The sequence below is a fragment of the Phyllobacterium sp. 0TCS1.6A genome, assembly GCF_026420825.1.
GTDB lineage: Bacteria > Pseudomonadota > Alphaproteobacteria > Rhizobiales > Rhizobiaceae > Phyllobacterium.
Window position 1 is genome coordinate 526,398 of record NZ_JAPMAB010000001.1, and the last position, 26,400, is coordinate 552,797.

Sequence of the window (26,400 nt, forward strand, 5' to 3'; positions counted from 1 at the left end):
GCTAGGCCGCGTCGGCATGCGTCAACTGCTCGAAGATCGGCATCATCAATGCGAAAAGCTCGGCCTGGGACGACAGATTGCACTTGCGATAGAGCTGTTTGCGAAAGACTTTCACCGTTTGCGGACTGATGTCCAGGTTCAGGCCGATCGACGGCGATGAATGTCCGCGCAGGATGAGAAGAGCCACCTCGGCCTGCCTGTGGCTGAGATTGACGGCAAAGCGCGTACGCATGGCATTGATCAGGCTTTCCGTCAGCGACAGCTCGGGTTTCGTGCGTACGGAGGCCTCCACCGAAGGGGTAAGGTGAGCTTTCAGCAGCGCCATGATCACCGGCTGGTGCTTTCGCAGGACGGCATCGGCCTTGCTGGAGAACATGTCTCCTGACGAGCCGTCCTTTCCCATGGAAATGGTCGCCGTCATGTTCCTGCCGATGGTCATGACGATGGAAATCTCGTCGGTGATACCTATGCGGCCATAATACCATTCGTAATAACGACTGCGCTTGAACTGATCGGGAGCGACATCCAACAGCCGGTAGATACCGGATTTTCCGCGTTCCAGATGGAAATGATAGATCGGGTCGAGGACGTAGGCCCCGGTGAGGTAATCGCTTTCGATATACTGGAAGACGTCGGGTCCATAGATGCGCCGGAACCTGACGGATGGCGTCTGGGTGCCATCGAAAATGATCACGACAATATTGTCGAAATCCATACATTGGCGCAGGTAGACTTCCAGTTTCTCGTAAAAGTCGGCTTTGCCGACGGAATCTATGGCTCTCGCCAGGCTGTCCAGCTCATTTGCCGCCATGGAATACCCCTTTGGGGGTATATACCCCTGCATGTGGAATTTGTGACTGTATAGCTAAGAATTAAGGGGTATCTGGTCGCAGATCAATGGTCTGGGATTCGCCGGATAATAGCGGACAACCGCTAAGGCAGAGTTGAGATGAAGAAGCGCGTCAATCATAACGCCATGCCGTTCATCGGTTACACGACGCCCTGGAGCACGGGATCGGGCAGACCCGTGGCCTTGCATCTGTCCTGTGCGGTGAAGCCGGATGCCATCGAAATCAGGCGGCTGGACGACGGTTCGCCGCAGCCTATGCCGTGGCGCATCACGCCGCTGGACGATGGTCCCGTCCACCGCGACTTCGAGCAAGGCTCCTACCTTGCGGTCAGAAGGGATGAGCTCGAGAAGATCGAACGGGTCACGGCCGTCGGCTTCGAGCTGTTGCTGACCAGCAACCCCGACCCGCGTACCGTTCTCGACCTTGGCAATACGGTGCTACGACTGGTGGACGACCGGTTCGAGCTGGAGCAGGGCGGCCAACGACATCCGCTCGATGCCGCCATTCCTCAGCGGCGCTGGTTCAACGTTGTCCTCCGCGACGATCGCGGTCTCCTGAGCATCGAGTTGAGTGGCGCGGACCCGCTTGCACCGTTTCACTTCAAGGAGACGGTCGCCGGGATGCGTTGGGACGCCGTGGTCGGCGATCTCCTGTTCGGCACAGACAGGCACTTCGACCGGCCGACCCTCAATGCGCGGTTTTCGTCGATCGCATTGGAAACCGTGTCGTCCAGCCATGCCTGGCAGTTTCCGACGCTTTTGCCCGATGGGCCGCTGCTCTCGAAGGGCAATGGAGCGGCTCTCGCGCTGGAACTGGTCAATCTGCCGACGTGCTGCGTGACCTCTGCGCGCTGGGACGGATCGGCATTGGACCCGCGCCTGGTGCCGGATCACTATGATGCCGTGCATTGCCATGATGATGACATGGCCTCGCTCGGATGGCCTGCATCCTATCGGGTGGACGTGCCGGAAACGGCCGACTGCGGGGTCTACGCCTTCGAGATCCGGGGCGCCGGGGCAAAGGAACAGATCGTGTTCTTCGTTTCTTCCGACGTCGCGCGCAATCCGCTGCTGTTCGTCGTTCCGACCGCGACCTATCTCGCCTATGCCGACGAAATTCTGCCGGAACATCTCTATGAATGGCAATGCGACGATCGCGGCCACCGGCTGGCCGTGGATAATAATTTCAGGTCGCTCTACGACTATCATGGCGACCTGAGCGGGGTTTCGATCTGTTCCTATCAGAAGCCCAAGGCCACGCTCCGGGCAGATTATCGCTATCCGCTCGGCGATTGCCCGCACAACCTCCCTGTCGATCTTCATTTTCTGCGGTTCTGCCACAATAACGGGATCGCTTTCGACCTGATTACCGATCACGAGCTTCATCTTCGCGGCGCGGCAGGCCTTCGCGGCTATTCGGCAATCGTGACCGGAAGCCACCCCGAATATCTCTCCATCGAGATGGAAAGCGCCTACAGGGAATTCGCGGCCAGCGGCGGCAATATCGCCTATATGGGCGGCAATGGCTTTGCGGGCGTCGTCGCGTTCAAGGACGATCTGATGGAACTGCGACGTTCGCCGCTCGAGGCCGGACGGACCTGGGATGGACCGATAGCCGAGCAGAATCTCGCCATCACCAATGAGCCCGGCGGACATCTGCGATCCCGCGGCAAGGGCGAGTTTTCGCTGGTCGGCGGCGCGATCTCCCTGATGGGGTTCGATGCAGCCCGGCCATTCACCAGAACGCCCGATAGCTATGATGCCAGGCACCAATGGCTGTTCGACGGCGTCACCGCCGCGACATTCGGCGAGGACGGCATCGTGCTCGGCGGTGCGGCGGGCTACGAAGTCGACGCCACCGACATGCGTCTTGGAACATCGCCCGATACCATCGTGGTTGCCAGAGCCGACGGCTTCCCGGACAGCTTCTTCCATGATCCGTCGCGCTGGTACGAAGGCGGCGATGGCCAACGCGACGGACGGCGCTGCGGCGAGATGACCGTCAGGTACCTGCCGGCCGGCGGGATCATTTTCTCCGCAAGTTCCGTAGCCTGGCTCGGAGCGCTGCCATCCGGCAACGAAATGAACGATGTTGGGGAAATGAACGATGTCGGGCGGATAACGCTGAATGTCCTGCGTCAAATGGCATTACAATCCGGCGAAGAAAACATAATAGATCAATCGGATCCAATCGACAGAGGAGAATAACATGATCAGGAAACTGGCATTGGCGCTGGCAGTGATGACTGCCACGCTGACCGCCGTACAGGCGGAAACGATCAAGCTCGGGCTGCAGCCCTGGCTCGGATATGGGCCGTTGTGGGTGGCGGAGGAGAAAGGCTTCTTCAAGAAGCACGAGATCGACGTGGCGCTGACCACGTTCAACTGGGATCAGGACATGACCGCGGCGCTTGCCAGCGGCAATCTGAACGTCATCGCCAGCGCCACCAACGGCATGATCACCAATTTCAACCAGAAGGTCGATCAGAAGGGTTTCCTGATCATGGACCTGTCGTTCGAGGCGGATGCCATCATAGCCGGCAAGGACATCGCCTCCATCAAGGATCTGAAGGGCAAGAAGGTCGCCTTCGAAGCCGGTGCGACCAGCGATCTGCTCATCAATTATGCACTGAAGCAGAACGGCATGACGATCGCCGATGTGGAGCACGTTCCGATGGGCGCTTCGGAAGCGGGGCTCGCCTTGATTGCCGGCCGCGTCGATGCTTCGGTCACCTATGAGCCCTATATCTCGACGGCCCTGGCCCAGGGCGGCGACAACAAGGTCATCTACACGGCCGCCGAAAAGCCGGGCCTGATCGGCGACATGCTGACGGCTTCGTCGGAGTGGATCAACGCCAACCCCAAGGATGTCCAGGGTCTGATCCGGGCCTGGGACGACGCGATCAACTTCATCCGCTCCAACCCGGAAGAGGGCAAGGCCATCATCGCCAAGGCCGTGGGCAGCCCGATGGCCGAGTTCGAGCCTGCATTCAAGGGCGTGCGGCTCTATAATGTCAAAGAGAATGTCGAGGCACTGAAAGGGGAATTCCAGGGTTCGCTCCAGACCGTCGGCGAAATCCTGCACGCGACCAATCCCGACAATATCAAGACTGTTCCTGCCCCGGCCGACCTCCTGTCGCTCGATTCATTGAACGCTGTAGCGGCAAAACAATAACGGCAAGTCCGGCGCTCGATGCGAGCGCCGGCCAGTCCTTCAGGCGAGGAAAGCACCATGACACAACAGGCGACAGGCAGCGGCAAGCCGGCAAGGAAGCGCAAGGGCCTGCTGAAGCTGCGGCAGGACATACCCGACAGCATCTTTTCCGCCGCCGGTTTCGTGATACCCGTGGTGCTGTTCCTGCTGTGGTGGGCGGTGACGGCCATGGGGCTGGTGCGCCCCTTGTTCCTGCCGAGCCCATGGAGCGTCATAGGCGAGGGCTGGCGCCAATTGATGGAAGGCATTCTCTTCGCCGATGCTTCGGTCAGCATCTACCGCATCCTGATCGGCTGGCTGGCGGCTACTGTCATTGCCGTGCCGGTCGGGATATTGATGGGCAATTACAAGCTCATCGAGGGATTGCTGGAGCCGTTGATTTCGACGGTGAGATACATGCCCGTTGTCGCGCTCATTCCGCTTTCGATCCTGTGGGCCGGCATCGGCGACGGGCAGAAGATACTCATTCTCTTTCTCGGAACGTTTTTCCAGCAGGCGCTGATGATCATGGACAATGTGAAGAACATTGATCTCAATCTGATCCGCGCAGGGCAGACGCTGGGCTTCAGCAACAATGAAATTCTGCGCCGCATCATCCTGCCCGCGGCGCTCCCGGGCATCTGGGATACGTTCCGCATCACGATCGGCTGGACCTGGACATATCTCGTCGTGGCTGAACTCGTCGCCGCGAATGCGGGCCTTGGACGCCGCATCATGGATGCCCAGCGCTACCTGTCGACCGATACGATCCTCTTCGGGACGCTTTTTATCGGGCTGCTCGGCCTTCTGACCGACTATCTGTTCAAGCGCGGCGGCAGGTCATTCTTCAAATGGAGCAGCCAGACCCGATGAGCAATTTATCCACTCAGGCGGCAGTCGCTGCGAAAGTATCGATCGTCGGCGTCGGCAAGACCTTCAATGTCTCGGGCCGCGATCTGGTCGCGATAGAAAAGATCGACCTCGACATCGGCAGGAATGAATTCGTGTCGATTGTCGGCACGTCCGGCTGCGGCAAGTCCACCTTGCTCAACATGGTTGGAGGACTGGACGAACCAACCTCCGGCGAAATCCTGATCGACGGCAAGCCGGTCAACGGACCGGGCAGGGATCGCGGCTTCGTGTTCCAGACCTACAGCCTGTTCGAATGGATGACCGTGGAAGGAAACATCCGTTTCGCCCTGGAAAAAAGCACCTTCTCCAAGGCCGAGAAGAGCGAACTGGTGGCGCATTTCGTCCACGCGGTCGGACTGTCGGGCTTTGAGAAGGCATTTCCGAAACAGCTGTCGGGCGGCATGCGCCAGCGCGTCGCCATCGCCCGTGCGCTCGTCTACAAGCCCTCGATCCTGCTGATGGACGAGCCCTTTGGCGCGCTGGATGCACAGACGCGGGGGATGATGCAGGAATTGCTGCTGCAGATATGGGACGATCACAAGGTGACGGTGCTTTTTGTCACCCATGATGTCGATGAGGCCATTTTCCTCGCCGACAGGGTGGTCGTTCTTGCCAGCCGGCCCGGGAGGATCAAGAAGGTGCTGCCGATAGAGCTGGAAAGGCCACGATCGTTCGAAGTGCTGACCGATCCGACCTTCGCCGCCTACAAGCGGAAAATCCTCGCCGACATTCGCGAAGAGACCCTGAAACTGATGGCCATGGACCATTCCTGACAGAAACATGCCGCCTGCCAATCGGCCAGATCGAGTTCGAAGAAGACACCACATGACCCACGCAATAGCGCTCCATGATCTTGCTGCCCTCACTGCGGAAGAGCGCAACGCGCTCCTGCTTCGCGCCGAGGACGACCTGTCCTATTTCCTCGAGCGGGTGCCGCCCATCATCGAGGCGGTGCGACGCGAAGGCGACGAGGCACTGGTGCGGTTTGCCCGCGAGTTCGATGGCGTGACGCTCGACCCCGGCAGGCTGGCCGTCGAGGAGAGCGAATTCGACGAGGCATTCAAGGCCCTCGATGCGGAGATGATCGAGACGCTCGAATATTCGGCCGACAACATACGGCGCTTCCATGCAGCGCAATTGCCCGGCGACATGTGGATGAAGGAGATCCGCCCCGGCGTGCTGGTCGGCGAGCGATATACGCCGATCGACAGCGCCGCGCTGTATTCGCCGAGGGGGAAGGGCTCGTTTCCCTCCGTAACGCTGATGACCGCCATCCCCGCCATTGTTGCCGGCGTGAAGCTTCCCATCATCCTGACGCCGCCCGGACCGGACGGCAAGGTCGATGCGGCGACGCTCGTCGCGGCGCGCATCGCGGGCGTCGAGAAAGTGTTCCGGGTGGGCGGGGCGCAGGCGGTGGCTGCGGCGGCATTCGGTACTGCCAGCATACCGAGGTGCCACAAGATCGAGGGTCCGGGAAGCCCGTGGTTCCTGGCCGGCAAACGGCTGCTGCAAGGCAAGATCGCCTCGCGCCTGCCTGCCGGGCCGAGTGAAATCATCATATTGGCCGACGAGACGACCGACCCCCGGATGGCTGCCTTGGACCTGCTGATCGAATCCGAGCACGGCCCCGACAGTTCCGCCTTTCTGGTGACGTGGGATCGTGATTTTGCCGAGAAGGTGCGACAGGCCATACCGGCCTATTGGGAGAAGATGAGCAGCAAGCGCGCCGGGTTCTCGGCGACCGTGCTGGGCGGGTCGAGCGGCGGCATCGTCATTGCTTCGTCGCGGCAGGAGGCCTACGACTTCGTCAATGATTATGCGCCGGAGCACCTGCAAATTCTGTCGAAGCAGCCGTTCGATCACCTGTCCGAAATCCGCAATGCCTCCGAAATCCTGCTCGGGGAATATGCGCCGGGATCGATTGCAAACTACATGATGGGGCCGAATTGCGTTCTGCCGACATCGGGTGCGGCGCATGTCCACTCGCCATTGGGCGTGCATGACTTCATGAAGAGTGCATCCATCGGCCACATGACGGCAAAGGGATATGCCGAGATGGCGCCGCATACCCACAGGTTCGCAACCTATGAAGGCTTCGACGCCCACGCAAATGCGGTGTCCGGGCTGCGAAATTTCAATCATCGCTGATACTTGGCTCCGCCGAAGCTGGTGCAGCTTCGATCAGATTCGTTGCCCCTGGGCCTGACAAGATCCCTGTCGGGCCCTTGGCATATCTGCGCCTGATATGGCCGGATTGCGTCGGCACGACAGCGCCCTGTCATCAATGTTTCAACAAACCAAGTTACTGAGAAACTGGCATTAGTTTTAAAGAACAGCGCCCGAACATTCATATGCTCTCTGAACGGGTGGCCTCCGGCCTCCCTGCAACTTTACGATGTTTATGACTACGAGGCGTCGATAATGGAATGTTTCTTGCTGCGCGGCCGTTTGCAACTGGCCGCGGTCTGCTCCGGTCTTGAAGCGGGTCTATTTGGAGCGGGTCTGTTGATGATCGGCCTGCTTCTGGGCTCGAGCGCCCGGGCAGAGCCGATCCGGGGCGCGGGCTCGACATTTGCAGCGCCGATCATAGCAAAATGGGCCGAGAACTACCGGGCGTCGCGCGTCGACGGTGGCGATTTCGCCTCGCCCGACTGGACGGTGGACTACGAACTCGTCGGCTCACTGGCGGGGGTGATGCGGCTTGATCAGCCGGAGCTCGATTTTGCCGCGACGGACGTTCCGATATCGCATGAAGAACTGGTGAAGCATGGGCGCCAGCAGTTTCCGATCGTGCTGGGCAGCGTGGCCGTAGCGGTCAATCTCGAGGGCATTGCAGCCGGCGGCCTGAAACTGTCCGGTCCGGTCCTGGCGGATATCTACCTCGGCAAGATACAGTCCTGGGCTGATCCGGCCATCAAGGAGATCAATCCCGACCTGCAGCTTCCAGACGTCAAGATCCTGCCGATGTATCGCAAGGACGGATCCGGCACGACCCATATGTTCACGCAATATCTGTCGTCCGCCAGCGCTGAATGGAAGGCCGGATATGGCGCCGACACGTTGATTGCCTGGCCGGTCGGCACGGGCGTCGAGGGGACGCAGGATCTTGTTCTTGCGGTGAAGGCGACGCGAGGTGCAATCGCCTATGCGGAATATGGCCAAGCCGAGCGGGCCAATCTGGCATTCGCCGCCATCCTGAACCGGGCGGGCAAGTTCGTCAGCCCTGGTCCGGAAGGCGTCAGGGCGGCGCAGGACGCTGTCGATTGGTCGAAGGCCCAGGATTTTGCCGTCTCTCTGACGGACCAGCCGGGCGAGGCGACATATCCGATCTGCGGGGCGACCTATGCGGTCGTGCCGATCGAGGGGCAATCGCCGGGGCGCTATCGCCGCGTCCACGATTATTTCCGCCTGGCATTCGACACTGGAGCCAGGGATGCCGAGGCGCTTCGGTATGTGCCGCTATCGGAGCCGCTGGTGAGTGAGATCAAGCAATATTGGCTGAGACAACCCGCGGCTGGACATTGAACGCAATGGCAGCCCGGAGCAGGCCCGCGCCCAGATGCGGGAAAATACGGATCGCGCCTCGGCGCTGTGGGGATAGGACAAAATGGATATAGATATTTTCAAGGATATTCTCGTGCCTGTCATTGGCGGGCTCGGAATATTCATGCTCGGCCTGGAGTTCATGTCGAACGGCATTCAGGCGCTCTCGGTCAACAAGATGCGCGCATTCCTGGCCAAGGCAGCCGGCACGCCGATCAAGGGTGTCGTTGCCGGGACGCTGATCACCGGCGTGATCCAATCTTCGACGGCGATGACTGTCATGGTCGTCGGCCTCGTCAATGCCGGCGTCGTCGGCCTCAGACCGGCCATCAGCGTCATCATGGGGGCCAATATCGGCACCACGCTCGGCAATGGCCTGATCGCCCTGCCGCTGGGACCGTTGGGGCTGATCTTTGCCGGCCTGTTCTCCCTGGTCTATTGCTTCTCCAAGAACGAAAAGCTGCGAAACATCGCGCTCGCCTGCATGGGCTTTGCGCTGATCTTCTACGGACTGAACCTGATGACCGGCGGTCTGCGCCCGCTGCGCAATATTCCCGAGGTCATGTCGGTTCTCTCGACGCTGCAGGCGGATTCATACTTCAACCTGATCAAATGCGTGCTTATCGCAGCCGGCGTCACCGCGATGATCCATTCCTCATCGGCGACGATCGGCATCGTGATGGGTCTCGGCGCTGCGGGCGTGCTCGACTGGACGACCGCCGTCGCGTTTTCGCTCGGCGCCGACCTTGGAACGACCATCACTTCGTGGATCGCGTCGCTGAACCTGTCCAGGAATGCAAAACGCGCCGCCTATGCGCATATGTCGTTCAATATCATCGGCGTCTGCATAACCGTGCCACTGTTCTTCATCTCGATCGACGTCCTGGCCTGGGCAATGCAGTGGTTCGGTGGTGACCCGGGCGTGCCCGTGGTGGTGGAAGGCAAGCAGACATTCCCGCTTGTTCCCGTTGCGGTCGGTCTCTATTCCACCTTCTTCAACGTCTTCAACACGGCACTGCTCTTCCCGTTTGTCGGCGTGTTCGAACATGTTCTGGCCCGGATCGGCCGTACCGATGCCGAGGATGCGGAAGATTATTCGACCCCGAAATTCCTCGACCGGAAACTTGCAGGCGATTTCGCCAAGGCAATCCCGGCTGTCCAGCAGGAGACTGCGCGTCACCTGCAAGCCGGGGCCATGTTCCTCGATATCGCCCGCTCGTCGAAATCGGCTCCGTCCGATCCAGGCGAGCACTATCTCGCTACGGACATCCTCAGCCGCGACATACGCGAATATACGGCTTCGCTCATGAAGGAAGACCTGCCTTACGAGCAGCTCGATCTGGTGGCGAGCCTGATCGAGGAGGCGGATTTCACGGCGGCCCTGACCGAGTCGCTGCATCAGGTAGCCCGGCGTGTGCGGCGCGAGGTATTCGGTTCGGAAGCGCGTGCAATCGTCGATGTTGCGCTCAACAAGCTCGACGCCTCGCTGCAGGAAATCCTGCCGGACTACGGCGTCGCCAATCCGCCGATGCCGGCAGGCCATGTCAGTATCCCCGACGTCGAGGAACTGCGCGCGCGAACCCTGGCGCTTGGTCCGAATGCCGGTGCTGCGGAGCGCGGCACCATACTCGCGCTGCTCGGCTCCATCGAGCGGGCGGAAATCCTCATCCATCGTATCGATGCGGAGCGGAAATCGGTCAATCGGCAGGGTATCCTGTCGCGGGCAGCGCGCAGAGCCGAAAAGGCGCAGCCGGTCAATGATCCCGAACTGAGCCCGATGCCGGCATGATTGCCGTCCAATAGAAAAGACGGCACGGCGTATCAACTCGCCGCAAAGAATGACCCGCAATGAATGAAAGCAGAAAGCGGCCTGGTTTTACAGGCCGCTTTTTTCATTGTCCGGCAACATTTGCCGATGTCGCAATCATTACCCATCCGCCCCGTCGGCGATGCGCAGACGATATGTCGAGATGGCGATGGAACAGATTGCAAGTTTTCCGTGAAATCAAAGCCTTCCGCGGCGTTATCAAATCGAGTAGGCAACACCCGGCAGGGCGCAAAAGAAACGGCCCGCTACGCTGGCGGGCCGTTTCTTTATTCAACTATGGGCGTTGTCCGCCAATCAGCTGCAGCCGCTGGTGGCGCCGCATGTATCGCACTTCAGGCAGGTGCCGTTGCGCACCATCGTGAAGTTCGAGCATTCCGAGCAGCTGTCGCCGGTATAACCCTGCATCATCGACTTGATGCGGCGGTCGGAAATCACCTTCTTGGCCGCTGCCTTCGCCTCTTCGGCGGCGGCTTCTGCATCTTCATTCTCGAAGAGTGCGGCCGAAGGGCTGAGTTCAGTCTCCGGACGCTCCTCATAATCGCGCTTGAAGGCAGAGGATTCCTGGCTGACGGCTGCCACGACAGGCTTGGTGGCCAAGGCGGTCGCGGACCTGTTCAGCGCCGTGACGTTTGAAGACACGGCCAGCTTCGAGGCGTTGGACGGAGCGGCCGCTCCCTTCGGGTCCGCCTTGGCCGGTGCAACGACCGTCAGGCTCGCACCGCGGGTCAGGCCCTTGGATACAGGCTCGGCCTTGCCTTCGAATATACCGCGTCCAAGCGAGGTATTGGAAAAATCCGACTGGTCCACATGGGCGAGATCATGGCGATCGAGATAGGAGACGGCCAGTTCGCGGAACACATAGTCCAGGATGGACGTGGCATTCTTGATCGCATCATTACCCTGAACCATGCCGGCCGGCTCGAATTTGGTGAAGGTGAAGGCCTCCACATATTCTTCCAGCGGCACGCCATATTGCAGGCCCAGCGAGATCGCGATGGCGAAATTGTTCATCATCGCCCGGAAGGCAGCGCCTTCCTTGTGCATGTCGATGAAGATCTCGCCAAGGCGGCCATCGTCGAATTCGCCGGTGCGCAGATAGACCTTGTGGCCACCGACCACGGCCTTTTGCGTATAGCCCTTGCGGCGGTTCGGCAGCTTCTCGCGATCATGGACATATTTCTCCACGATGCGCTCGACGATCTTCTCGGTGACCTGCACGGCGCGGGCTGCCGCAGGTGCATCGATCAGCGCCTCGACCGCATCATCCTCGTCCTCCTCGTCATCGGCGAGAAGGGAGGAGTTCAGCGGCTGCGACAGCTTGGAACCATCGCGATAAAGCGCGTTCGCCTTGAGTGCCAGCTTCCACGACAGCATGTAGGCCGACTTGCAATCGTCCACGGTCGCTTCGTTCGGCATGTTGATCGTCTTGGAGATCGCGCCGGAAATGAAGGGCTGGGCAGCTGCCATCATGCGGATATGGCTCTCCACCGAAAGATAGCGCTTGCCGATCTTGCCGCACGGATTGGCGCAATCGAACACCGGATAGTGCTCTTCCTTCAGGAAAGGCGCGCCTTCAAGCGTCATCGCGCCGCAGACATGGACGTTGGCAGCCTCGATCTCCTTGCGGGTGAAGCCCAGCGCCGGCAGCATCTCGAACGAGAAATCGTTGAGCTGCTCATCGGTGAAGCCGAGGACATCCTTGGCAAAAGCTTCGCCGACCGTCCATTTGTTGAATGCAAACTTGATATCGAAGGCGGATTTCAGCGCCGTATTCAGGTTGGCGATGATTTCATCCGTGAAGCCCTTGGCCTTCAGCGAGCCGGGATTGATCGCCGGCGCCTGATTGAGATTGCCATGGCCGACGGCATAGGCTTCGATCTCGGCGATCTGGCTTTCGGAATAGCCGAGCGTGCGCAGCGCTTCGGGTACTGCGCGATTGATGATCTTGAAGTAGCCGCCGCCGGCGAGCTTCTTGAACTTCACCAGGGCGAAATCCGGTTCGATGCCGGTCGTATCGCAATCCATGACGAGGCCAATGGTCCCGGTGGGGGCGATGACCGTCGCCTGGGCATTGCGGTAGCCATGCTTCTCGCCGAGCTCAAGCGCCTTGTCCCAGGCGGAGCGCGCATGGGTAATGAGCGCCTGTTCCGGGCAATGATCGGCGACAATGCCAACCGGATTGACGGCCAGACCCTCATAGCCCTGGCTTTCGCCATAGGCGGCACGGCGATGATTGCGGATGACGCGCAGCATATTGGCAGCGTTCGGCGCGTAGTTCGGGAATGCCCCGAGTTCCTTGGCCATTTCCGCCGATGTGGCATAGGAAATGCCCGTCATGATGGAGGTGAGCGCACCGCAGATGGCACGGCCTTCATCGCTGTCATAGGGAATGCCGGAAGTCATGAGCAGGCCGCCAATATTGGCATAGCCGAGGCCCAGCGTGCGGTATTCATAGGAGAGGCGGGCAATTTCCTTCGAGGGGAACTGCGCCATCATCACCGATATTTCCAGAACGATGGTCCAGAGCCGCGCGGTGTGCTCATAGCCGGCAATATCGAATTTGCCATCCTTGCCGCGATAGGTGAGGAGGTTGATCGACGCCAGATTGCAGGCCGTGTCGTCCAGGAACATATATTCCGAGCACGGATTGGAGGCGCGGATCGGACCAGCCGCCGGGCAAGTGTGCCAATCGTTCATCGTCGTGTTGAAATGCAGGCCCGGATCCGCCGAAGCCCAGGCGGCGTAACCGATCTTTTCCCAAAGATCGCGTGCCTTGAGGCTCTTCATCACACGCCCGTCCTTGCGGGCCGTCAGGTTCCATGAACCATCATTCTCCACGGCGCGCAGGAACTCGTCCTTGAGCGAAACCGAATTGTTGGAGTTCTGGCCGGCTACCGTCAGATAGGCTTCCGAGTCCCAGTCGGTATCATAGGTCTTGAAGTCGATATCCGTGTAACCCTGCCGCGCGAACTGAATGACGCGCTGGATGTAGTTTTCAGGAACCTGGTTCTTCTTCGCGGCCTTGATCTCGCGCTTCAATGCGGGGTTCTTGAGCGGATCGTAGCAATCGCCATTGTCCGCCTCGCAATTGACGCAGGCCTTCATGATGGCTGCAAGGTGCTGCTTGACGATCTTCGAGCCGGTGACGAGAGCCGCCACCTTCTGCTCTTCCTTGACCTTCCAGTCGATATATTCCTCGATATCGGGGTGATCGACATCGACGACGACCATCTTGGCCGCGCGGCGGGTGGTGCCGCCGGACTTGATTGCGCCGGCAGCACGGTCGCCGATCTTGAGGAAGGACATGAGGCCGGAGGAGCGGCCGCCGCCCGAAAGCTTTTCGCCTTCGCCGCGCAGATGCGAGAAGTTGGAGCCGGTGCCCGATCCGTATTTGAACAGACGCGCTTCGCGCACCCACAGGTCCATGATGCCGCCTTCATTGACCAGATCGTCGGCGACGGACTGGATGAAGCAGGCATGCGGCTGCGGGTGTTCATAGGCGGATTTGGATTTCGTCAGCTTGCCGGTATCCGGATCGACGTAATAGTGACCCTGGCCCGGACCATCGATGCCATAGGCCCAATGCAAGCCGGTGTTGAACCATTGCGGCGAATTCGGCGCCACGCGCTGCGTCGCCAGCATATAGGCAAGCTCGTCGCGGAAGGCGAGGGCGTCGGCCTCGCTGTCGAAATACTTGCCCTTCCAGCCCCAATAGGTCCAGGTGCCGGCAAGGCGATCGAACACCTGGCGCGCATCCATTTCGGAACCGTAGCGCTGATCGGCCGGCAGCTCCGCCAGAGCCTCTTCATCGGCGACCGAACGCCAGAGCCAGGAAGGAACGGCGTTCTCCTCGACCTTCTTCAGGCGCGCAGGCACGCCTGCCTTGCGGAAATATTTCTGGGCAAGGATATCTGCCGCAACCTGGCTGAACTGAGCCGGGACGTCGATATTTTCCAGGCGGAACACAACGGATCCATCCGGATTCTTGATCTCGCTGGTCGCTACGCGAAATTCGATTTCCGCATAGGCCGACTGGTTCTCTTTCGTGAAGCGCCGTTCGATCCGCATTTCTTCGTCCTCGTCTCTATATATAGTGTCCAATCGGCGCCGTGTGAAGACTTGGCGCCTCAGACACAATTCCTCTGATCCCGCCTTCGAATCCGAAAGCCGGCTGCTTCGCCCTGGTTTTCCCAACCGCCTGTTATCTCGGCGTGGTCTCTTCCGGGCGGTTCATATTCCCGATGCGTCGTCTTTGATTCCTGCCTTGAAGGCATTCAACACTATCTGGTGGTTATGATGGCTGCAAACACTAAATATAGTGTTAACAGCTAAATTTGTCCACCTCGATCCTGCTTTGGGAAACCTCCATTTTCGCACATGTATCGCTGCTCGCGGACCCGTGTGGAAACCGCGTTAAAACGTTGTTCTAACTGGAAAATGAAGACCGGCTACAAACTCCGGCCACGCCACCAACGCAACGGATTACATAAAAAATGACTCGGGTCACAGCGTCAAGAATTAGTTTCTGACGAATTTATGACGCAACATCTTGTGTGTCACATATGTGGATAACGGGGAGAACGAAATTATTTTCGGACAATGTTGCGACGGGATGCGTCGGCGTCGCTACGAAAGACCGATGGACGCCGCCGGCGCATCCAAGGACAATGAAAAATATCAGCCCGCCACGACCGCATTCGGATCGAAGCTGCGCAAGAGTTCTTTCAGGCCCGGCTCCTCGACGCGCTGCGCGGCTTCCTCGCGGCTGAACCAGTCGAGGCGACGTTCGCCGCGCTCCGGCCATTTCTTTTCCTGGCGCTCGAAAAGGAGAGGGAAGACATCGACGGTGAAGTCGCCATTCTCGCCCTCGCACACATCGTGCTTCTCATAGGTGTAGGTGCCGACGGGCACAGGGTAGGTCTCGCCGCGAACGCCGGCTTCCTCATAGGCTTCCGCTTCGGCCGATTGAACGAACGTCTTGCCCACCTGCGGCCAGCCTTTGGGCAGCACCCAGCGCCCGGTGCCGCGGCTCGTGATCAGCAACACCTCCGGTACCTGTTTCTTCAACCTGTAGACGAGGGCGGCAACCTGGCGGACCCTTCCATTCGGGGTCTCGATCCGCTTGGCGGTTACGAGCTCGTCTTGATACATAATATTCAAGGCTTCACTCATTTCGTTGTCTTGCTGCGTGATTTTGGACCGATTCGCGCGATTAGCAATTGTTGATGACCCAAACGGGCGTCACTAACCGGCAGTTGTGGCCATTCTTTGAACAGCAGTGCAAAAATACCACAACGACGGACCCTGGACATGGTTCCTGATAAATTTTCAAGATTCCAAAATGACTAGCACGCCAGTGTGACACCCGAATGAAGGATCATCCGGACGACTTGTTCCGATATCATGGCCAATGCGTGCCGGCGGTCGCAAATGCGACCGAATATGGTCCGCTTGAGAAGTTGGACGCGGCTTGGGCGGTGAGGGATCTCGGCTGGCTGACCGGCAATGTCCCGGTCGTCAGCCCTTGTGGCCCTTGGTGATCGGTTCCTGATAGACCAGTCCCATGTCCCAGGGAAAATAGATCCAGGTGTCCTGCGAGACTTCGGTGACGAAAGTATCGATCAGCGGACGCCCCTTCGGCTTGGCGTAGACGGTGGCAAAATGTGCGCGGGGCATCATGGCGCGCACGACCGCCGCCGTTTTGCCCGTATCGGTCAGGTCGTCGATGACGAGGACGCCGTCACCTTCGTTCTCGAGCAGGCGGGCATCGACATCCTTCAATACCTTGAGTTCGCCCTGCTCGTCATAATCATGATAGGAGGCGATGCAGACCGTCTCGATCATGCGGATGCCCAGTTCCCGGCAGATGATGGCCGCCGGCACAAGTCCGCCGCGGGTGATGGCCACCATGGCCCGCCACTCGCGCTGCATGCCGGCCACGCGCCACGCCAGAGCGCGCGCATCGCGGTGAAACTGGTCCCAGGAGACCGGAAAGGCTTTGTCAGGCAGTGACATGGCGCGAACTCCATCGATTGATCGCCGAGCGACTTGCGCTCACATCGGCCCGCAATAACGGGAAAACGGCGTGGAAGGCAAGCGGCTTGCGCCGATCCTGCGCTGCCATGCCAGTCGCCTGTGGATTATGCGCCATCGCCACCGGGCGAAACCGGGCCTAGCGCGACATCAACGTCAGACATGGCATGTCCGTCATGATCGACGTGGTGACGCCGCCAAACACCCATTCCTTCAAGCGCGACTGGCTGAATGCACCCATGACGAAGAGCGAGGCGTCATTCTCTTCGATCCGCTTCCTGAGGATCTTGTCCGTGGCCTCGCCATTGGATTCGATGGTGCTCGGCTTCACGTTCACCCCGTGGCGGCGCAGCGCATCGGAAAGCGGTGTCCCGGGGATTTCCATGTTGGGATCCGTGGTCTTCTTCGGATCGATCCATACGATCTCGACGCTCTCGGCATCGACGATCAAAGGCAGCGAATCGAAAGCCGCGCGGGAAGCCTCCCGCTTGCCGTTGAAGGCGACGACGACACGCTCGATCTTTTCGGGCAGGGAAGATTTGTAGGGTACGAACAGCACCGGGCGGCCGCTCTCCATAACCAGCGGGTCGGTCACGTCATTGACGGTATCGGGATCGTTGGGGTCCGGTTGGCCGGCGACGATGATGTCGGCGCGCAGCGCGCTCTGGGTCACGCCGGCAGAGGGGCTGCTGCTCTCGGCGCGAACGATGCGGAACTCGTGCGAGCCGCCGCTCGTCGCCATTTCGGCGTTGAACAGCGCCATGATGGCTTCGGCATTCTCCTTGTGCCGCTGCTCGTGGGCTTCAAACAGCGTGGTATCGGCAAAGCCCGTGGGGTCGGCATAGACGACGGGTGAGGGTATCGTATAGAGCCCGATAATGTGCGACTGGCCGCTGGAAGGCGCAATCAGCCGCGCAGCACCCATTACGCGGCGTGCCTCGCGTTCGCTCCGGATGAATGCGATGATCGTGCGAAATGCCATTTTGGCCTCCATGCGTTGCGTCACTCGAAATCAGACATTTGCATTATACGCCTGATGGGGCAGACCTGTTAGCGTTGTTCTGGTGCAATGATGCAATCATAGATTGCACGGCCGTTTCCGCCGCGACAAGCACATCGAGATCGCGCGCACGGACGACCAGTTCGGTCCAGAAGGTTCCGTCCTGGTATTTCGGATAGGAGCCGATGATCGCCTGCGGATATTGCTTCTGGATCTCGGTCAGCGGCTCGGCGATCGTGCCTTCGCCGAAGGGGCAATCTATGGTGCGGGACAAAAGCTGCTTGCCAACCTTCAGCGTCGGGACGACATTGTCGAGCATCGCCTGGAAGATGGAAGGCACCCCGGCCATGACATGGACATTGCCGATGCGGAAACCAGGCGCGGTGGAAACGGGATTGTCGATATGTTCGGCGCCGCGCGGCATGCGCGCCATGCGCTTGCGTGCCTCGGTGAATTCGATGCCGCGCGCGGCATAGCTTGCGCCAAGCAGTTCCAGCGCCTTGGAATCATGTTCGCAGGGTACGCCGAAGGCCTTGGCGATGGCATCGGCGGTGATGTCGTCATGGGTAGGGCCGATGCCGCCCGACGTGAACACATAATCATAGCGCTGGCGCAGCGCGTTCAGGGCCTCGACGATGCGATCCTCGTCGTCGGGGACGATCCTCACTTCTTCGAGATCGATGCCGACGGCGGTCAGGATATCTGCGAGATGGCCGATATTCTTGTCCTTGGTCCGGCCTGAAAGCAGTTCATCGCCGATCGCGAGCATTGCCGCGGTGATCACGTCATTCGTCATTCAAGTTCTCCTTGCGGGGAACATGAACCTAAATGCCGGCTCGGGCGCGGGCAAGTGCATGTCCATCGTAATCGGGCGACATGGCTGTGGATGAACGAGCCATGCAGGAGCCGGGCGCGATGCCGGCTCCTGCAGAGCTTGGTGCGGACGGCGGGACTTGAACCCGCACGGCCTGGGGCCGACAGATTTTAAGTCTGTTGTGTCTACCGGTTTCACCACGTCCGCGCGACTATGCTTTTCCTTGGTTCCGGCGCATCCGTCAACGACGTTTTTCACACTTTCGCGCTGAAACCGCCGGTTGCGGATCGCAATGCTCCGGCAATGGATATCGTCGCTTATTGGGTAGATTCGGTCCGCGAACTAGACTAGAACACAACCCGCAACACCAATAAGATGAAATGACGCCCATTCCTGAACAAACAGCGCGCAACAATTTCTGGCTCGAAAACTGGCCAATATTGTTCATTCTGCTCTATTTTGCCTTTCAGATTTTCTATCTGACGAGCATTTCCAATGGCGCAGGCCTGGATGATGCGGAGCAACTCGCCTATATCGGCGCGCTTCAGGCCGGATATGGCGGGTCGCAGGCGCCGCTCTATACCTGGATCAACAGCATGGCGGCCGGCATTTTTGGCATCAGCCTTGCGACGCTCTATCTCGTCAAGTTCAGCATGCTCGCCAGCCTGTTTCTCAGTGTCTATTTCGGCGCGCGGCTGCTCGGCCTGCCGAAGGCGGTGGCGGCGGCCGGCATGCTCGGCGTGTTCATGCTGCCGCAGATCGCCTGGGAGTCGCAGCGTACGCTGACCCATTCGGTGGCGGGAACGACCGGTTGCGCCTGGGCCTTCCTCGCCTTTGCCTGGCACATGAAATCGCGCTCGTGGCTCTCCGCCGCCCTGCTGGGGCTCGGGCTGGCGGCCGGGCTTCTCGGCAAGTTCAACGCCGCCTTCTTCATGGTCGCCATCGTGATCGCCGGCCTGTCCATACCGGCCTACCGGGCCGTGCTCCTGTCGCGGCGCAGCCTGGTGACGCTGGTGGTATTCCTCGTCGCCATCGGCCCGACTGCCTTGTGGAGCCTGGAGCATACGGAGAATGCCCTGGCACGGGCGGACAAGTTCCAGATCAATGATGGCGGCAATTTCATCCTGAGCCGGCTGCACGGCGCCTGGGAGCTCGTGCTCAACGGCATTCTCTTCGCCGGCGTCGCGCTGGCGATATTCGGTATCGAGGCGCTGCGCGGCCGCAACAACAAGGTCGTGCCCGACCGGCCGATGCATGATGGCGAGGAACTGGTCAAGCGCATATTGATCCTTGCGCTGTCGATCGTGCTTGTCGGCGTGCTGATCAGCGGCGCGGCGCAGGTCAAGGACCGCTGGCTGCAGCCGGTGCTGTTCCTTTCGCCGCTGTTCTTCGCGATCGTCATCCACCGCAATATTGCCGGCCTTGCGGCGCTCAAGCGCTACTGCTTCGTCGGCGTGGCCTGTGCCTTGCTCGTCGTTCCCGTGCTGGCGGTCAACCTGCTTTATGCGCGGGACGGCAACAAGCCGTCGATCGGCCAGCTCGACTATGCCGGGCTGTTCGCGCAGACGCGCCAGTCCGGGGACTATCGCAGCGTCATGTCGGATGGTCCGCAATTGCCCGGCAATCTGCGCCTTTCGGATACGAAGCTGCAGCCGATCCATTTCGAGATGCCCAACGCGTTGGAGCAGATCCAGTTTCCGATGCTGGTCGTGTGGTTCGGCCATGATCCGAACCCGCGGGTCGTCGCGTTGCTGGAGAGCGCCGGGCTGAAGCCGCCGGCGGCTACCGAAATGAAGCACGTCACGCTGCCCTACAAATATTACCCTTCGAGCAGCGAAGAAGTGAGCTACTTCATCCTTTCCAGGCCTTAGGCCTCCTCGACGAAGACCTCGTCGCGCTTCTTGCGGATGCTCGGCAGCAGCACGATGATGAGCACTGCGACGGCGATAAGCAGCAGCGTCAGGCTGATCGGCCGGGTGACGAAGGTCGAAGGATCGCCGCGCGACATGATCATTGCCCGGCGCAGATGCTCCTCCAGCAATGGGCCAAGCACGAAGCCGAGCAGCAGCGGCGCCGGCTCGCAGCGCAGTTTCGAAAGGCCGTAGCCGATCAGGCCGAAGAACGCGACGGCATAGAGGTCGAAGACGTTGGAATTGACGCTGTAGACGCCGATCGAGCAGAAGGCGATGATCGCCGGGAACAGCATGTAATAGGGGATCGTCAGGAGTTTTACCCAGAGCCCGATCAATGGCAGGTTGAGCAGGATCAGCATGAGATTGCCGATCCACATCGAGGCGATGATGCCCCAGAACAATGCCGGCTGTTCGGTCGCGACATTCGGGCCGGGCACGATGCCCTGGATGATCATCGCGCCGATCATCAGCGCCATGACCGGATTGGCCGGGATGCCCAGCGTCAGCATCGGGATGAACGACGTCTGCGCGCCGGCATTATTGGCCGATTCAGGCCCGGCGACACCGGCAATGGCGCCCTTGCCGAATTCGGACGGCCGGTCCGACATGCGCTTTTCCACCGTGTAGGAGGCAAAGGAGGCGAGAATGGCGCCGCCGCCGGGCAGGATGCCGAGCGCGGAACCGATAGCCGTACCGCGCAGGATCGGCGCGACCATGCCTTTCCAGTCTTCCCGCGTCGGCCACAGATTGGTGATCTTCTTGATGACGACGTCGCGGTCGGTCTCGTTTTCGAGATTGCGCAGGATCTCGGCGATGCCGAAGACGCCGACGGCGACGGCGACGAAATTCAGCCCGTCGGACAGTTCGAGTATGCCGAGATTGAAGCGCGGCGTGCCGGTATAGATGTCCGTGCCGACAAGCCCCAGCAGCAGGCCGAGAACGACCATCGCCAGCGCCTTGACCACCGATCCATGGGCGAGGGCGATGGACGAGACCAGGCCGACGATCATGAGCGAGAAATATTCCGCCGAGCCGAATTGCAGCGCGATGGAGGTGAGGGGCGGGGCGAAGACGGCGACCAGCACCGTCGATACGGTACCGGCAAAGAACGAGCCTATCGCCGCTATGGCGAGCGCTGCGCCGGCGCGTCCCTTGCGCGCCATCTGGTAGCCGTCGATCGCGGTCACGGCCGAGGAGGATTCGCCCGGCATGTTGATCAGGATCGCGGTGGTGGAACCGCCATATTGCGCGCCGTAATAGATGCCGGCGAGCATGATCAGGGACGAGACCGGCTCGAGCTGAAAGGTGATCGGCAGCAGCATGGCGATCGTCGCCGTCGCGCCGATGCCGGGCAGGACGCCGATCAGCGTGCCGAGGATGACGCCGATGAAGCAGAAGAACAGGTTCCAGGGATGGCCGGCGGTGGCGAAGCCGAGGACGAGGTTGTTGATGAGATCCATGGCCCGCTCCTATTGGCCGAGCCAGGGGCCGAAACGCCGGAACGGCAGGCCGAGCGCATAGCTGAAGACGATGACGGAGAACAACGTCAAGCCGCCGACGAGAAGCAGCGCCGTGCCCGGGCGCATGCGCTGGCTGGCGAATGCCGCCACCATTGCCGTCAGGAACAGCGAGGGAACGAAGCCGAGGCCGCGTATGGTGAGGCCGAAAATGATCGGTGCCGGCAGGATGAACAGGATGCCGCGCCAGGCGATCGGGCCCATCGGCTCATGTTCGACCTGCGTCGATTGAACGATGACGATCACGCCGAGCAGCACGAGAATGCCGGAAAGGACGAGCGGGAAATAGCCGGGTCCCATGCGGAACGCCGTGCCTATCTCCAGTCCGAATGCCTGCGCGCCGAACACCAGCCCGACGAGAATGAAAACGATCCCGCACACAAGGTCGCGCGCGCTGAAACTCAAGGATTTCATTCGTCCCCCAATTGCCGTTTCCCGGCTTTCTTATGACATCAGGGGGCCGGAGCCTGAGGGGCTCCAGCCCCGAACTCCCGCTAGTCGGCGTATTGGCCGGCCGCTTCGATGATCGGCTTCCACCGCGTCACTTCGCTCTCGAGCTTGGACTTGAGGCCGTCCGGCGTTGCTTCGGCATCGGTAACGGGCACGGTGCCCAATTCGGCGAAACGGGCGACGACATTCGGGTCCTTCAGCGCCTTCTGCAACGAGGCGGAGAGCTTCTGGGTGACGTCCGAAGGCGTGCCCTTCGGCGCATAGACGCCGTGCCAGATGCCGACTTCCATGCCCGGCAGGCCGCCTTCGGCTACGGTTGGCAGGTCCGGCAGCGCGTCCAGCCGCTTGGCCGAGGTGACCGCATAGGCCTTGATCGTGCCGCCCTTGATCTGCTTGGTCGTATTGGTGGTCTGGTCGCACATGAGGTCGACCTGCCCGCCGAGGAGGTCCGTCATCGCCGGGCCCGTCCCCTTGTAGGGCACGGTGACGAGCGGGACCTTGATCTCGTTCATGAACAGCATGCCGCACAGATGCGACGCCGCGCCGATACCGGCATTGGCAAGGCTGATCTTGTCGCCATTGGCCTTCACATATTCGACCAGGCCCTTGAGATCGGTCGGCTCGAAATCCTTCTTGGCGACGATCGTCATCGGAACGTCGGTGACAAGGCCGACATATTCGAACGCATTGAGCGTATCATAGGGTAGCTTGCGATAGAGCGTGGCACTGGTCGCCATGCCGATATGATGCAAGAGCAGGGTATAGCCGTCAGGCTCGGCCTTGGCCACCTGCGAGGCACCGAGGGTGCCGCCGGCGCCGCCGACATTCTCGACGATGATCTGCTGTCCGAGATCCTTGGACATCGCTTCCGCCACGAGGCGCGTCACCGTATCGGTCGGACCGCCAGCCGAGAATGGCACGACCATGGTGATGCTGCGCTCGGGATAGGCCTGCGCGAAAGCGCTGCCGGCGAATAGTGCAAGGGCGGCCGTTGCCGCGAGTGTCATACCAAATTTGTGCATCCGAACTCCTCCCAGTGATGCAGTCCCATTCTTTTTGCGCCTTTTTACGTCCGGCAAGGCCGTTCCTCCTTGACCCGCCAGAATCCAGTCCGCGCACAATAGTCTATCGGAAGCGAGCAACCGGGGTATGTCAAGCGTTTCATGGGCTTCGGCTAATAATTTCGACAAAACAATCGGCAAGTGCATTGCGCGAAGTTTTTTGGTGTAGCATGTGATTTGAAACCGAAATTCAGCGAGGTGAAACTGTGGCGAAACGATCGAACGCGGCCAATCGGCCAGCCGACTGGACCCACTCCGCCCCTCTGCTCGTCGATGTGGCCATGGGGCGGCAGCCGGCCGATCTCGTGGTGCGCAATGGCAGGCTCGTCAGCGTCTATTCCGGCGAGATCATCGCCGGCGTGGACATCGCGGTCGTCGCCGGGCGCTTTGCCTTCGTCGGGGCGGGCGCGCAGCATTGCATCGGGCCGACGACCAAGGTGATCGATGCGGCCGGGCGCTATCTGGTGCCGGGTCTCTGCGATGCGCATATGCATGTCGAAAGCGGCATGGTCACCGTCACCGAGTTCACGCGGGCGGTCGTTCCGCATGGCACGACTTCCATGTTCATCGATCCGCATGAAATCGCCAATGTCCTCGGCATCGAGGGCGTAAGGCTGATGCACGACGAAGCGCTGGCCATGCCCATCAATGTGCATGTGCAGATGCCGAGTTGCGTTCCGTCCGCGCCCGGCCTCGAAAATGCGGGGGCGGCGATCAGCCCGCAGGACATAGAAGAAGCCATGACCTGGCCCAACATCGTCGGCCTCGGCGAAGTCATGAATTTCCCCGGCGTCGCCGCCAATGACGCCACCATGCGCGGCGGCATCGATGCGACGGTGCGGGCAGGCAAGACGGTCGGCGGGCATTATGCGGCGCCGGAGCTCGGAAGGGCGTTCCATGGCTACGTGGCAGGCGGTCCCGAGGACGACCACGAGGGCACGCGCATGGAAGACGCGATCGCCCGCGTGCGCCAGGGCATGCGGGCCATGCTGCGGCTCGGATCGGCATGGTATGACGTTGCCAGCCAGATCAAGGCGGTCACCGAACAGGGGCTCGATCCGCGCAATTTCATTCTCTGCACCGATGACAGCCATTCCGGCACGCTGGTCAATGAGGGCCACATGGACAGGGTGGTGCGGCACGCCATCGCCCAGGGCCTCAAGCCCGTCACGGCCATCCAGATGGCAACGCTCAACACGGCGCAGCATTTCCGGCTGGAGCGCGAGATCGGTTCGATAACGCCGGGGCGTCTCGCCGATTTCCTCATCGTCTCCGACCTTGCCAATCTCACCATCGACCGGGTCTATGCAAGGGGCGTCCTGGTGGCGGAGCGCGGCAAGCTGCTCATCGACATACCCGCCTATGATTATCCTTCCTATGCACGGAACACGATCAAGCTCGGCAAGACCCTGCGCGCCAGGGATTTCGACATCGCGGCGCCGAAACCCGGCAAGACCGCAACGGCGCGCGTCATCGGCGTCATCGAAAACCAGGCTCCGACGCGGGCGCTCGAAGCCGAACTCGCAATTTCCGACGGCGTGGTGCAGATGGACCGCCGCAACGACATTTGCCAGATCGCCCTCGTCGAGAGGCATCGCGGCACGGGAAAGGTCGTCAACGGCTTCGTTTCGGGCTTCGGCTATACGCTCGACTGCGCCATCGCCTCGACTGTCGCCCACGACAGCCATCACATGATCGTCGTCGGCACCAACAAGGAGGACATGGCCAAGGCCGCCAATCGTCTCGGCGAAGTCGGTGGCGGCGTCGTCATCTACTCGAAGGGACGGGAACTGGCGCTGGTTGAAATGCCGATCGCCGGCCTGATGTCGGATGAAAGAGCCGAAGTGGTTGCCGCCAAGGCGGACAAGCTCGTCGCTGCCATGCGCGCCATGGGCTGCAGCCTGAACAATGCCTACATGCAGCATTCGCTGCTGGCGCTCGTGGTCATTCCGGAATTGCGTATTTCCGATTTGGGGATTATCGACGTCAGAACTTTCAAGAAGGTTGAACTGTTTCTATGACTGCCTTTACCGATCATGTGCAGCGCGCCGCCGACAAGATGCGCACGCTGTTTCCCGAGACACCCCTGCAACTCAATCATTATCTGTCGCAGAAATATGGTGCGCATATATGGTTGAAGCGCGAGGATCTTTCGCCGGTCCGCTCCTACAAGATACGCGGCGCGTTCAATTTCATATCGCAATATCTCGCCGCCCATAGGGATGGCGACGCCTCGTTCGTCTGCGCCTCCGCCGGCAACCATGCCCAGGGCTTTGCCTTTATCTGCCGGCACTTCAACAGGAAGGGCGTGGTTTTCATGCCCGTCACCACGCCGCAGCAGAAAATCGACAAGACGCGCAGTTTTGGCGGCGAATTCATCGAAATCAGGCTGGTCGGCGATATTTTCGACCAATGCTACGCCGCTGCGCGCGATTATTCCGAGCAGACCGGCGCAATCATGGTGCCGCCCTTCGACCATGCGGACATCATCACCGGCCAGGCCACCGTCGCCTACGAGATCTCGCGCGAGCTGCCGGAGAAGAGCCGCCCGGATCTGATGATCCTGCCCGTCGGCGGCGGCGGGCTCTCCGGCGGCGTTACCCGCTACCTCGCGGATATCGGCTGGAAGACGCAGTTCCGCTTCGTCGAACCGGCGGGCGCCCCCAGCCTGAAGCGCAGCCTCGAAGCCGGCAAGCGCGTGCGCCTCGATGCGGTGGACAATTTCGTCGATGGCGCGGCGGTCGGTGAGATCGGCAAGGAAAACTTCAAGCTTCTCAAGCACTTCCGGCCGGAAGATGTGACATTGATTCCGGAAAATCGATTGAGTTCGACCATTCTCGAAATGCTCAACATCGAGGGCATCGTCGTCGAACCCGCCGGGGCGCTCGCCATCGACGCCTTGAAGGATTTCAAGAAGAGCGATCTTCGCGGCAAGCATGTGGTTCTGGTCATATCCGGCAGCAATTTCGATTTCGAGCGCTTGCCGGAACTGAAGGAGCGGTCGCAGCGCTACGAGGGGCTGAAGAAATATTTCATCTTCCGCTTTCCGCAGCGGCCCGGCGCATTGCGCTCCTTCCTCGACCTGCTCGGCCCGGAAGACGATGTCGCGCGGTTCGAATATCTGAAGAAGTCCGCCCGCAATTTCGGTTCCGTCCTCATCGGCATCGAAACCAGGCACAGGAGCAATTTCGACGCGCTGTTCAAGCGCTTCGACGAAGCGGGCTGGGCCTATCAGGACATCACGGAAAACGATGCGATTGCAGGATTGATCATATAGGCCGAAATT

At 60.4% G+C, this 26,400-nt stretch carries 19 protein-coding genes and 1 tRNA gene; 10 read left to right on the plus strand and 10 right to left on the minus strand.

What is annotated here, in order from left to right; genetic code table 11:
- Position 1 precedes the first annotated feature (1 nt).
- Positions 2-811, minus strand: a complete 810-nt coding sequence (locus tag OSJ75_RS02485) for a helix-turn-helix transcriptional regulator (protein WP_250013725.1) — start codon at positions 809-811, stop codon at positions 2-4.
- A 138-nt stretch (positions 812-949) separates the two neighbouring features.
- Between OSJ75_RS02485 and OSJ75_RS02490 the strand changes: the two genes are divergently transcribed.
- The 7 genes from OSJ75_RS02490 (at position 950) to OSJ75_RS02520 (ending at position 10,287) form a co-directional block, all read left to right on the plus strand.
- Positions 950-3,058: a N,N-dimethylformamidase beta subunit family domain-containing protein gene (locus OSJ75_RS02490; protein WP_267226728.1), complete on the plus strand. Its 2,109-nt coding sequence runs from the start codon at positions 950-952 to the stop codon at positions 3,056-3,058.
- Between the two features lies 1 nt (position 3,059).
- Positions 3,060-4,025 carry an ABC transporter substrate-binding protein gene (locus OSJ75_RS02495; RefSeq protein ID WP_267226730.1) on the plus strand — a complete coding sequence of 322 codons (966 nt, stop codon included), beginning with the start codon at positions 3,060-3,062 and terminating at the stop codon, positions 4,023-4,025.
- Positions 4,026-4,082: 57 nt separating this feature from the next.
- Entirely contained in the window at positions 4,083-4,916 is an 834-nt protein-coding gene (locus OSJ75_RS02500; protein ID WP_267226732.1) for an ABC transporter permease, read from the plus strand.
- On the plus strand, positions 4,913-5,728 hold the full coding sequence (locus tag OSJ75_RS02505; RefSeq protein WP_267226735.1) for an ABC transporter ATP-binding protein: 816 nt from the start codon (positions 4,913-4,915) through the stop codon (positions 5,726-5,728). Before OSJ75_RS02500 ends, OSJ75_RS02505 begins: the two co-directional genes overlap by 4 nt.
- 52 nt (positions 5,729-5,780) lie before the next feature.
- Complete coding sequence (hisD, locus tag OSJ75_RS02510; protein WP_267226737.1) at positions 5,781-7,103, plus strand: histidinol dehydrogenase; 1,323 nt, start codon at positions 5,781-5,783, stop codon at positions 7,101-7,103.
- 285 nt (positions 7,104-7,388) lie between these two features.
- Positions 7,389-8,480, plus strand: coding sequence for a phosphate ABC transporter substrate-binding protein PstS (pstS, locus tag OSJ75_RS02515; RefSeq protein WP_267226739.1), 1,092 nt, complete (start codon positions 7,389-7,391; stop codon positions 8,478-8,480).
- Between the two features lie 82 nt (positions 8,481-8,562).
- Positions 8,563-10,287, plus strand: coding sequence for a Na/Pi cotransporter family protein (locus OSJ75_RS02520; RefSeq protein ID WP_267226742.1), 1,725 nt, complete (start codon positions 8,563-8,565; stop codon positions 10,285-10,287).
- A gap of 333 nt (positions 10,288-10,620) precedes the next feature.
- Here OSJ75_RS02520 and OSJ75_RS02525 read toward each other — a convergent pair whose 3' ends face one another.
- The 6 genes from OSJ75_RS02525 to OSJ75_RS02550 form a co-directional block, all read right to left on the minus strand.
- Positions 10,621-14,394: a vitamin B12-dependent ribonucleotide reductase gene (locus OSJ75_RS02525; RefSeq protein WP_267226744.1), complete on the minus strand. Its 3,774-nt coding sequence runs from the start codon at positions 14,392-14,394 to the stop codon at positions 10,621-10,623.
- Positions 14,395-15,003: 609 nt separating this feature from the next.
- Entirely contained in the window at positions 15,004-15,498 is a 495-nt protein-coding gene (locus OSJ75_RS02530; RefSeq protein WP_250013744.1) for an NUDIX hydrolase, read from the minus strand.
- A 345-nt stretch (positions 15,499-15,843) separates the two neighbouring features.
- A complete protein-coding gene (gpt, locus tag OSJ75_RS02535; RefSeq protein ID WP_250013746.1) occupies positions 15,844-16,341 on the minus strand; it encodes a xanthine phosphoribosyltransferase in 498 nt (165 codons plus the stop codon).
- Between the two features lie 157 nt (positions 16,342-16,498).
- Positions 16,499-17,341, minus strand: coding sequence for a universal stress protein (locus OSJ75_RS02540; RefSeq protein WP_250013747.1), 843 nt, complete (start codon positions 17,339-17,341; stop codon positions 16,499-16,501).
- 43 nt (positions 17,342-17,384) lie between these two features.
- A complete protein-coding gene (locus tag OSJ75_RS02545) occupies positions 17,385-18,155 on the minus strand; it encodes a competence/damage-inducible protein A (RefSeq protein WP_267226748.1) in 771 nt (256 codons plus the stop codon).
- Between the two features lie 139 nt (positions 18,156-18,294).
- Positions 18,295-18,380, minus strand: a tRNA-Leu gene (locus tag OSJ75_RS02550).
- A gap of 173 nt (positions 18,381-18,553) precedes the next feature.
- Between OSJ75_RS02550 and OSJ75_RS02555 the strand changes: the two genes are divergently transcribed.
- Positions 18,554-20,044, plus strand: a complete 1,491-nt coding sequence (locus OSJ75_RS02555; RefSeq protein WP_267226750.1) for a glycosyltransferase family 39 protein — start codon at positions 18,554-18,556, stop codon at positions 20,042-20,044.
- On the opposite strand, the gene OSJ75_RS02560 is transcribed toward OSJ75_RS02555, so the two are convergent.
- The 3 genes from OSJ75_RS02560 to OSJ75_RS02570 form a co-directional block, all read right to left on the minus strand.
- Positions 20,041-21,546, minus strand: coding sequence for a tripartite tricarboxylate transporter permease (locus tag OSJ75_RS02560; protein WP_250013754.1), 1,506 nt, complete (start codon positions 21,544-21,546; stop codon positions 20,041-20,043). The genes OSJ75_RS02555 and OSJ75_RS02560 overlap by 4 nt on opposite strands.
- 9 nt (positions 21,547-21,555) lie before the next feature.
- Positions 21,556-22,017, minus strand: a complete 462-nt coding sequence (locus OSJ75_RS02565; RefSeq protein WP_250013770.1) for a tripartite tricarboxylate transporter TctB family protein — start codon at positions 22,015-22,017, stop codon at positions 21,556-21,558.
- A gap of 80 nt (positions 22,018-22,097) precedes the next feature.
- Positions 22,098-23,075: a tripartite tricarboxylate transporter substrate binding protein BugD gene (locus OSJ75_RS02570; protein ID WP_250013773.1), complete on the minus strand. Its 978-nt coding sequence runs from the start codon at positions 23,073-23,075 to the stop codon at positions 22,098-22,100.
- A gap of 320 nt (positions 23,076-23,395) precedes the next feature.
- Between OSJ75_RS02570 and ade the strand changes: the two genes are divergently transcribed.
- Together ade and ilvA are read left to right on the plus strand one after the other, a co-directional pair.
- On the plus strand, positions 23,396-25,135 hold the full coding sequence (gene ade, locus OSJ75_RS02575; RefSeq protein WP_256473179.1) for an adenine deaminase: 1,740 nt from the start codon (positions 23,396-23,398) through the stop codon (positions 25,133-25,135).
- Positions 25,132-26,391 carry a threonine ammonia-lyase IlvA gene (gene ilvA / locus OSJ75_RS02580; RefSeq protein WP_267226755.1) on the plus strand — a complete coding sequence of 420 codons (1,260 nt, stop codon included), beginning with the start codon at positions 25,132-25,134 and terminating at the stop codon, positions 26,389-26,391. The genes ade and ilvA overlap by 4 nt, the downstream gene beginning before the upstream one ends.
- Positions 26,392-26,400: the final 9 nt, after the last annotated feature.

Excerpts from the sequence above, each read along its gene's own strand:
- OSJ75_RS02560 (WP_250013754.1), bottom strand. The coding sequence starts at position 21,546 with ATGGATCTCATCAACAACCTCGTCCTCGGCTTCGCCACCGCCGGCCAT.
- OSJ75_RS02570 (WP_250013773.1), bottom strand. The coding sequence starts at position 23,075 with ATGCACAAATTTGGTATGACACTCGCGGCAACGGCCGCCCTTGCACTA.
- OSJ75_RS02565 (WP_250013770.1), bottom strand. The coding sequence starts at position 22,017 with ATGAAATCCTTGAGTTTCAGCGCGCGCGACCTTGTGTGCGGGATCGTT.
- hisD (WP_267226737.1), top strand. The coding sequence starts at position 5,781 with ATGACCCACGCAATAGCGCTCCATGATCTTGCTGCCCTCACTGCGGAA.
- ade (WP_256473179.1), top strand. The coding sequence starts at position 23,396 with ATGGGGCGGCAGCCGGCCGATCTCGTGGTGCGCAATGGCAGGCTCGTC.
- OSJ75_RS02500 (WP_267226732.1), top strand. The coding sequence starts at position 4,083 with ATGACACAACAGGCGACAGGCAGCGGCAAGCCGGCAAGGAAGCGCAAG.
- OSJ75_RS02540 (WP_250013747.1), bottom strand. The coding sequence starts at position 17,341 with ATGGCATTTCGCACGATCATCGCATTCATCCGGAGCGAACGCGAGGCA.
- gpt (WP_250013746.1), bottom strand. The coding sequence starts at position 16,341 with ATGTCACTGCCTGACAAAGCCTTTCCGGTCTCCTGGGACCAGTTTCAC.
- OSJ75_RS02495 (WP_267226730.1), top strand. The coding sequence starts at position 3,060 with ATGATCAGGAAACTGGCATTGGCGCTGGCAGTGATGACTGCCACGCTG.
- OSJ75_RS02505 (WP_267226735.1), top strand. The coding sequence starts at position 4,913 with ATGAGCAATTTATCCACTCAGGCGGCAGTCGCTGCGAAAGTATCGATC.
- OSJ75_RS02525 (WP_267226744.1), bottom strand. The coding sequence starts at position 14,394 with ATGCGGATCGAACGGCGCTTCACGAAAGAGAACCAGTCGGCCTATGCG.
- OSJ75_RS02530 (WP_250013744.1), bottom strand. The coding sequence starts at position 15,498 with ATGAGTGAAGCCTTGAATATTATGTATCAAGACGAGCTCGTAACCGCC.
- OSJ75_RS02520 (WP_267226742.1), top strand. The coding sequence starts at position 8,563 with ATGGATATAGATATTTTCAAGGATATTCTCGTGCCTGTCATTGGCGGG.
- OSJ75_RS02490 (WP_267226728.1), top strand. The coding sequence starts at position 950 with ATGAAGAAGCGCGTCAATCATAACGCCATGCCGTTCATCGGTTACACG.
- ilvA (WP_267226755.1), top strand. The coding sequence starts at position 25,132 with ATGACTGCCTTTACCGATCATGTGCAGCGCGCCGCCGACAAGATGCGC.
- OSJ75_RS02545 (WP_267226748.1), bottom strand. The coding sequence starts at position 18,155 with ATGACGAATGACGTGATCACCGCGGCAATGCTCGCGATCGGCGATGAA.
- OSJ75_RS02485 (WP_250013725.1), bottom strand. The coding sequence starts at position 811 with ATGGCGGCAAATGAGCTGGACAGCCTGGCGAGAGCCATAGATTCCGTC.
- OSJ75_RS02555 (WP_267226750.1), top strand. The coding sequence starts at position 18,554 with ATGACGCCCATTCCTGAACAAACAGCGCGCAACAATTTCTGGCTCGAA.